Below are 8,820 nucleotides of genomic sequence, written 5' to 3' on the forward strand. Positions count from 1 at the left end.
GGTGTCACACTCGCCGATGCCACCGATGCCGCGGAGTCGCCTACTACATTTGTCGCAATTACCGTGAACGTATATGCCGTGCCATACGTCAGTCCCGTGACTGTAATCGGACTCGCAGTTGCAGAGGTTCCTGTAAATCCTCCCGGACTTGACTTGGCTGTATACAGCATGATCGCACTACCGCCATCACTGACCGGTGCGTCAAAGCTGACGGTCGCTGCTCCATTCCCTGCGGTCGCTGTTACATTCGTTGGCGCTCCTGGCACACCTGGCACACTAATCGGCGTCACACTCACTGATGCCAATGATGCCGCGGAGTCGCCTACACCATTCGTCGCAACTACTGTGAACGTATACGCCGTTCCATTCGTCAGTCCCCTGACTGTGATCGGACTCGCGGTTGCAGAAGTTCCCGTGAATCCTCCCGGACTGGACGTAACCGTATAGCCCGTAATTGCACTTCCACCATCACTCGCTGGGGCGTCGAAGCTAACCGTTGCCGTTCCGTTACCTGCGGTCGCCGTTACATTCGTTGGCGTGCCTGGTGCACTCGGCACAACAATCGCCGCAGTCGGTGTAACACTCGCTGACGCCTCCGATGCCGCCGAATCGCCTATACCATTCTTCGCAACTACCTTGAACGTATACGCCGTTCCATTCGTCAGTCCCCTGACCGTGATCGGACTCGCGGTTGCAGAAGTTCCCGTGAATCCTCCCGGATTGGACGTAACCGTGTAAAGCGTAATCGCATTCCCGCCATCACTCGCTGGGGCGTCGAAGCTAACCGTTGCCGTTCCGTTACCTGCGGTCGCCGTTACATTCGTTGGCATGCCTGGTGCACTCGGCACAACAATCGGCGCAGTCGGTGTAACACTCGCTGACGCCTCCGATGCCGCCGAATCGCCTGCACCGTTCTTCGCGACTACCTTGAACGTATACGCTGTTCCATTCGTCAGTCCCGTAAACGTAACGGGACTTGCGGTTACAGAAGTTTTCGTGAATCCCCCTGGACTGGACGTAACCGTGTAAAGCGTAATCGCACTCCCGCCATCATTCGCCGGGGCGTTGAAGCTAACCGTTGCCGTTCCATTACCTGCGGTCGCCGTTACATTCGTTGGCGTGCCTGGTGCAATCGGCACAACAATCGGCGCAGTCGGTGTAACACTCGCTGACGCCTCCGATGCCGCCGAATCGCCTGCACCGTTCTTCGCGACTACCTTGAACGCATACGCCGTTCCATTCGTCAGTCCCGTAAACGTAACGGGACTTGCGATTACAGAAGTTTTCGTGAATCCCCCTGGACTGGACGTAACCGTGTAAAGCGTAATCGCACTACCGCCATCATTCGCCGGGGCGTCGAAGCTAACCGTTGCCGTTCCGTTACCTGCAGTAGCTGTTACATTCATTGGCGTGCCTGGTGCACTCGGCACAACAATCGGTGCAGTCGGTGTAACACTCGCTGACGCCTCCGATATTGCCGAATAGCCTGCATAATTCTCCACGTATACTACGAATGTATATGAAGTTCCATTCGTCAGTCCTGTCACTGTGATCGGACTCGCGGTCATAGAAGTTCCTATGAATCTTCCCGGATCGGATGCGACTTTATAGTAGAAGATCTCACTACCGCCATCACTGACTGGGGCGTCAAAGCTGACTGTCGCTGCTCCATTCCCTGCACTCACCCTTACATTCCTTGGGGCGCTCGGCGCACCGCTCGGCACAACGGGCGTCTCACTCGCCGATGCAGCGGAGTCGCCTATAATATTCCTCGCGACTACCGTGAACGTATACGCCGTTCCATTCGTCAGTCCCGTGATTGTGATCGAACCCGCGGTTTCAGAGGTTCCTGTAAATCCTCCCGGACTGGACGTGACCGTATATTGCGTGATCGCACTTCCTCCATCACTCGCTGGGGCGTCAAAGCTAACCGTCGCTTCTCCATCACCTGAAATCGCTGTTACATTCGTTGGAGCATCTGGCACGACAACAATCGGCGCAGTCGGTGTAACGCTCGATGACGCCTCCGATGACGCGGAATCGCCTGCACCATTCTTCGCGACTACCGTGAACGTATACGCTGTTCCATTCGTCAGTCCCGTCACTGTGATCGGACTCACGGATGCAGAAGTTCCTGTGAATCCTCCCGGACTGGACGTGACCGTATAGCCTGTGATCGCATTTCCTCCATTACTCGCTGGGGCGGCGAAGCTAACTGTTGCTACTCCGTTCCCTGCGTTCGCCGTTACATTCGTCGGAGCGCTCGGCACTGCAATCACTTTAAACGCTTTTGAATAAGAATATCCTGTTGCATGACTTGCATTCTGGTCGTCAACACGGACGTGCAAATACCACGTACCTACAGTAGAAGGTGTAGGAATGGAATCTTCGCTCGTGAACGCTACCCATTCCGCGTTCGGCCACACTAGTACCGTTTCCGTTGGTGACCATTGGTAATACGTTTTGGCGGATTGTGCGGAATCAGGAATGTCTACCGTTACCTTTGTTGACACAGATTGTTTTCCCACGGATTCACCGTTTGGAGAAAAGCTGACTCCCGCAGACAAAATATTAAGGAAAGGATACCAAGTATTATTAGCGTAATCCTTCGCGGTAGAAGGATTAAACCCTATTATCGTACCTTTTCTGTCTGAATTCATTCCGAATGCTAGAACCCCTATTGCAGTTAAATCTCCTTCAACAATAACACTTGTTAATAGGCTATTATTTTCAAAAGCATAAATACCTACGCTCTCTACACTTTTTGGAATTCTCACGCTTGTAAAACGGTTGTACTCAAATGCACTAAGACCTATACTCTTTAAACTGCTTGGGAACGTGACACTCGTTAATTGGTTATTAGAAAATGCTTCCTTGCCTATACTCGTAACACCCTCCGAAAGCGTCACACTCGTTAATCGATTATATTTAAAAGCAGATTGTCCTATACTCGTCACGCTGCTCGGAATCGTCACGCTCGTTAACTGGTTACTGTAGAATACCCCCTCACCTATACTCGTTACACTGTTCGGGATCGTGACTCTTGTTAATTGGTTATTAGAAAATGCACTCTCTCCTATACTAGTAACACCCTCCGAAAGCGTCACACTCGTTAATTGGGAGTTAGCAAATGCAAGTTTTCCTATACTCGTTACACTTCCCGGAATCGTTACATTCGTTAATTGGGTGCCATAAAATGAAAATTGCTCTATACTCGTTACACCCACCGGAATTGTCACACTCGTTAATTTGGAGTTATAAAATGCAAATTCTCCTATACTCGTTATACCCACCGGAATCGTGACCTTCGATACATCTTTACCCATAAATACTTGCCGGCCTAATGCGACTACAGCATGCCCATCTAATTCAGCAGGGATATTAACCACTTTATCTACTCCGCGATAACCTGTAATCGTCGCCATTAGCATCGCATTTAATTCATACGTATAATCCTCATTTGCGCTAGGGATCACACGTTCTGATGGGACCGATGCCGCCGAATCGCCTATACCATTCTTCGCGACTACCGTGAACGTATACGCCGTTCCATTCGCCAGTCCCCTGACCGTGATCGGACTCGCAGTTGCAGAAGTTCCCGTGAATCCCCCCGGATTGGACGTAACCGTGTAAAGCGTAATCGCATTCCCGCCATCACTCGCTGGGGCGTCGAAGCTAACCGTTGCCGTTCCGTTACCTGCGGTCGCTCTTACATCCCACGGCGCGCCTGGCCATGTCTTCGAATTGGGTGTCACGCTAGCCGATGCTACTGATGCCGCCGAATCGCCTACAGCATTCGTCGCAACTACCGTGAACGTATATGCCGTTCCATACTCCAGTCCTCTGACTATGATCGGACTCGCCGTTGTAGAGGTTCCTGTGAATCCTCCCGGTTTGGACGTAACCGTATAGCCCGTGATCGCGCTACCGCCATCACTCACCGGGGCATTGAAGCTAACCGTTGCTGCTTCGTTACCTGCGATCGCTTTTACATTCGTCGGCGCGCCTGGCACTACCTTCGTATTGGGTGTGACGCTAGCTGATGCTGCTGATGCCGCCGAATCGCCTGCACCATTCTTCGCAACTACCGTGAATGTATACGCCGTTCCATTCGTCAGTCCCGTGACTGTGATCGGACTCGCAGTTGCAGAAGTTCCTGTGAATCCCCCCGGATTGGACGTAACCGTATAGCCCGTGATCGCGCTACCGCCGTCACTCACTGGGGCATTGAAGCTAATCGTCGCCGTTCCATTACCTGCGGTCGCAATTACATTCGTCGGTGCGCTCAGCATAGTAACTTTAAACGCTTTGGAATGGGAATAACCGACTGTATGATTCTCATTCTGATCGTCTACTCGAACGTACAGATACCACGTACCTGCAGCAGGAGGCGTAGTAATGGAATCCTCGCTCGTGAACGTTACCCATCCCGCGTTCGGCCCCTCTGGTACCGTTTCCGTTGATGACCATTGGTAATACGTATGAGCTGATGGTATGGAATCAGGAATAGCTACCGATACCTTTGTTGACATCGATTGCTTACCCACGGATTCACCGTTAGGAGAATAACTGACTCCCGCAGACAAAATATTGATGTATGGATACCCAAAATTATTCGCATTGTTCTTCGCGGGGGAAGGATCAAACGCTATTATCGTACTGTTTGGATTACCACTGAACGCTGTATCTCCTATTGTGGTTGAATCCCCTTCAACAATAATACTTGTTAATAGGTTCGTACTAAATGCATATTCTCCTATGCTCGTTACACTGCTTGGGATCGTGACACTCGTTAATTGGTTATGATAAAATGAAAATTTCCCTATATTCGTCACACTATTCGCAATCGTCACACTCGTTAATTGGTTAAAAGAAAATGCATGATTGCCTATGCTCGTTACACCAACCGGAATCGTCGCACTCGTCAATTGGTTATACTGAAATGCATATTCTCCTATACTTGTTACACCAACCGGAATTGTCACACTCTTTAATTGGTTATATTGAAATGCATATTCTCCTATACTCGTTACACTCCCTGGAATCGACACACTTGTTAATTTGTTGTACTGAAATGCATTTCCTCCTATACTCGTCACGCCTTTCGGAATTGTCACACTCGTTAATTCATTATTAGAAAATGCACTACCCTCTATGCTCTTTACATTCTCCGAAATCGACACACTCGTTAATTGGTTATGACTAAATGCATTTTCGCCTATACTCGTCACACCGTTCGGAATTGTCACACTCGTTAACTGATTATACGAAAATACATTACCCTCTATGCTCTTTACACGCTCCGGAATCGTCACACTCGTTAATTGGTTATGACTAAATGCATTTCCCCCTATACTCGTTACACTGTTCGGGATCGTCACACTCGTTAATTTGCAATTCGAAAATGCTTCATTGCCTATACTCGTTACATTGTTCGGAATCGTCACGCTTGCTAATTGGTTATACTCAAATGCACGATCGCCTATACTCGTTACACTGTTCGGAATCGTCACACTCGCTAATTTGTTGTACTGAAATACGCTTTCCTCTATGCTCGTTACACCCTCTGGAATCGTCACACTCGTTAACTGATTGTACTGAAATGCGCTTTCCTCTATGCTCGTTACGCCCTCTGGAATCGTCACACTCGTAAGTTTGTTTTCAAGAAATGCAGATGCTCCTATAGTCGTTACACTGTTCGGGATCGTCACACTCGTTAATAGGTTGCCAGCAAATGCAGACCTACCTATACTTAATACACCTTCTGGAATCGTCACACTCGTTAATTTTTTTAAATAAAAGGCTTCATAACCTATTCCAATTACAGAATGCCCATCTACTTTGTCAGGGATAGTAACCACTTTATCTACTCCAACATAATTTGAAATATAGGCAAATGATCCAACTAAAGAATACTCAAAATCTCCGAAAGATTGAGCTTGCGCTTCCCGAACATTACCTACTGACCATGTACCAAGCGAAATCAACGACAATGTGAGTAGACAAATCATTAACTTCTTAATACCCTGTACTCGCCTTCGTAACATATCCCCTTCAACCTCCTCATTAATTTCTACCGAACGATTACACAATATTACATCCGAAGATCAAGTATATATCCTACACGTAACTCAACAGTACTAACGAAAGTTAGTTGCGCAAAAAAAATAAGCCAATAATAGAGCAGTTGTCCGCTCCAATTATTGGCTTATCATTTATTCACGCCATATATCTGGTCCAATAATCCCATTCCCCTTGCACGCGCAATCGCCTGAGCTCGTCGTTTCGCCCCAAGCTTACCGTATAAGTTGAACACGTAACTCTTGACCGTACCTTCCGTTAACCCAAACCGATAAGCGATTTCCTTGTTAGACAAGCCATCCGCCAATGCGTACAACATTTCCATTTCGCGGGTCGTCAGCGTTTCGACGAACAGCAGCGAATCTTGAACAGACAATGTGGAAGGACTAACGATATCGTTTGAATCTCTAGTCTGTTGACGCCAATGATTCAATGATCTCACATACACCATTCGGGCGATCATGAGATCTAGCACCTCTAGTGTCTTCGTAGAGAACACGCCAGCGAGGAGGTTATTCTCCAAATACAGAACGGACGACCGCGACTGTCCCGGAAAAAGAATCGGCGTACAGAGGATGGATAGCGGGAGACTGCGATGAGCATAGATATCCGTCGTAAATAGGCTTCGTGGAGCATCGCCCTGCACAACCGGTTCCCCAGTGCGGGAGACATAACGTACGATGGTCTCTACGAATGAAGCCTCATTCCGAACATCCTTATGATCGCCCGCTTGCTCCTCTATCGTAAAGCCCTCTTCGTGACTGGTTAACACGTATCCCTTCTCCGCACCCGAATAACGAATCGCCGATTCCAGGAAATGATGCATCACATCCTCACTATTTTCCGTACTCGACCATTCCGAAATTTGTCTAATGAACACATGATCGTCGCCGATTGTCGGTACCCTCTCGCGCTCCTTCGCAAATCCAGCTAATCCTTTAGCCACCATTCCGTCTTCTTGCGATTGCGCTTCAACGACGGAGAACCGTAGATCCGGGTAATCCTCTCGTAACCTTTGTGCTTTGCGAGCAGCCCCCCACGCCGAATAAGCAATGCAGGCATCCGCCATCAACACGTCCGCTCCGTTCCTGCTTCCCGCTTCCCTATAGAATACGGAAGCTCGTTCGCAAGCTACCGCTTCCATTAATTTGTCTTTTTGGCTTCGCGCTTCGCGGATCGCATCATCGTATCCTTTGGCGGCAGCGACCGAATTCCCATCAATCCTGTACAACTCGGCCGAGACGAGCACACAAACCGGAGTGTTCTGTCCATAGTATCCAGACCATTGCTTCATGACCGACAATAACTTCTTCAGCTTAGCCCGAATACCTGTCCGTTCCACCGTCGGCGCTTCAGCATATCTAGCGGCAAGCGTAAGCGCATGATAAACATGTTGCTTACGAGCTTGCAACCAATTCTGTCTAGCAGTGTTGAACTCCCCTTGTTCTATCCATTCCAAAGCTTCCTTGTACCGTCCGAACAAATAAGCAATCTCTATTTTACAGCTACATATATAAGACTGACTCGTAAAAAAAGCAGTGACGGACTAGGAACTCGAAAGACCTAGACTGCCCCTGCTTTTATTGTGCTAACGTTCTTCGTTAGCTTAATTCCGAAATCCCTCGGGCAGACCGAGGGGCGATAGCCCCAATACTTGAATATGGTCTTATCTGATGGATACGCCATCTAGCAAACACTAACATTTCTTTTACTTAATTTCTTAAATACCGAGTAATCCTTATTGGACTTAATAAAACTTAATATCTTTTCGGCACATTCTATTGGATTCAACTCTTCAGTATTTACTTCAAGGTCATATTCATTAAAGCAATATACTTTGATAAACTGTGAAGCTGCTAGTCCAATCTTTCTATCTCCTCTTGCTTGCTCTCTTCTTATGAGTTCTTCTTTCGAGCATATTACACCTATAAATAACGTAGGCTGATCGAAAAATTGATCAAGAAACTCATTAAACCTCTTGTCATTGTTGATTACGGTATCTACTATTACATTAAAACCCATTTCTGATAACAATTTAATTGTCGAATAGTACACTGAGATTATGGAATCATCAAGTATTTGTGCGACAACTTGATCATCTACTTCTCTTATAGATTCATCTGGAAATTTATTATTAATAAATTCATTGTAATTATTAAAAAAATCATCAATTGATAAATGATAAAAAAGAATCTCTTTCTGATTTATCAGTTCAGTCGATATGGAGGTCTTTCCGGAACTTGAAGTTCCATTTAGAAAAACTAATATCCCTTGCTTCAATTTAATCATCCCTTCAAAAAATAATCATTGCGTATTTTTCAGATAACGTAATATTCACAAAGTTCATAAAATTATCCAACTCAGAAAATATTCGAGAAACGATTGAATTATCCTGCCCGTCCCTCGGTTTTAATGGTTTATCTAACGTATACTCACTCATTCGCAGGATTTCATCACCTTGATAATAACAACTGCTAAAAAAACAAAGTCCCGTGGTTAAAATTCTTTCATTTAAAGCGTGCGGGAACAGAGGAGCCGTAAAATTCATTCCCCTAAATTTCATTTTACTGCACGCATATTCCACGAATACCTGGAAGTTTACCATCCCATGGCTCTACGGGTCTAAGCCCTAACATTCCATCGTTATACTTTTCCAAGTTGTGGAGACCGATTGCGTTTAGCGGACGGGTCAAAGCCCTTTTCGGGCAGGAACTCGGTTCTCCGTGCTTTCTTTGTAAA

At 47.0% G+C, this 8,820-nt stretch carries 3 protein-coding genes; all 3 read right to left on the reverse strand.

Annotated elements, in window-relative coordinates; all coding sequences use genetic code 11:
• A partial coding sequence (locus BM210_RS33720; protein WP_177238171.1) for a leucine-rich repeat protein occupies positions 1-6,047 on the reverse strand: 6,047 nt, incomplete at its 3' end.
• Between the two features lie 164 nt (positions 6,048-6,211).
• Positions 6,212-7,564, reverse strand: a complete 1,353-nt coding sequence (locus BM210_RS33725) for a LuxR C-terminal-related transcriptional regulator (protein ID WP_091177049.1) — start codon at positions 7,562-7,564, stop codon at positions 6,212-6,214.
• A 203-nt stretch (positions 7,565-7,767) separates the two neighbouring features.
• The gene (locus BM210_RS33730) at positions 7,768-8,361 is read right to left on the reverse strand and encodes a chloramphenicol phosphotransferase CPT family protein (RefSeq protein ID WP_091177050.1); all 594 of its coding nucleotides are present in this window, start codon (positions 8,359-8,361) and stop codon (positions 7,768-7,770) included.
• Between the last annotated feature and the right edge of the window lie 459 nt (positions 8,362-8,820).

It is taken from the genome of Paenibacillus sp. 1_12 (assembly GCF_900114475.1).
In the GTDB taxonomy this organism is placed as follows: domain Bacteria; phylum Bacillota; class Bacilli; order Paenibacillales; family NBRC-103111; genus Paenibacillus_S.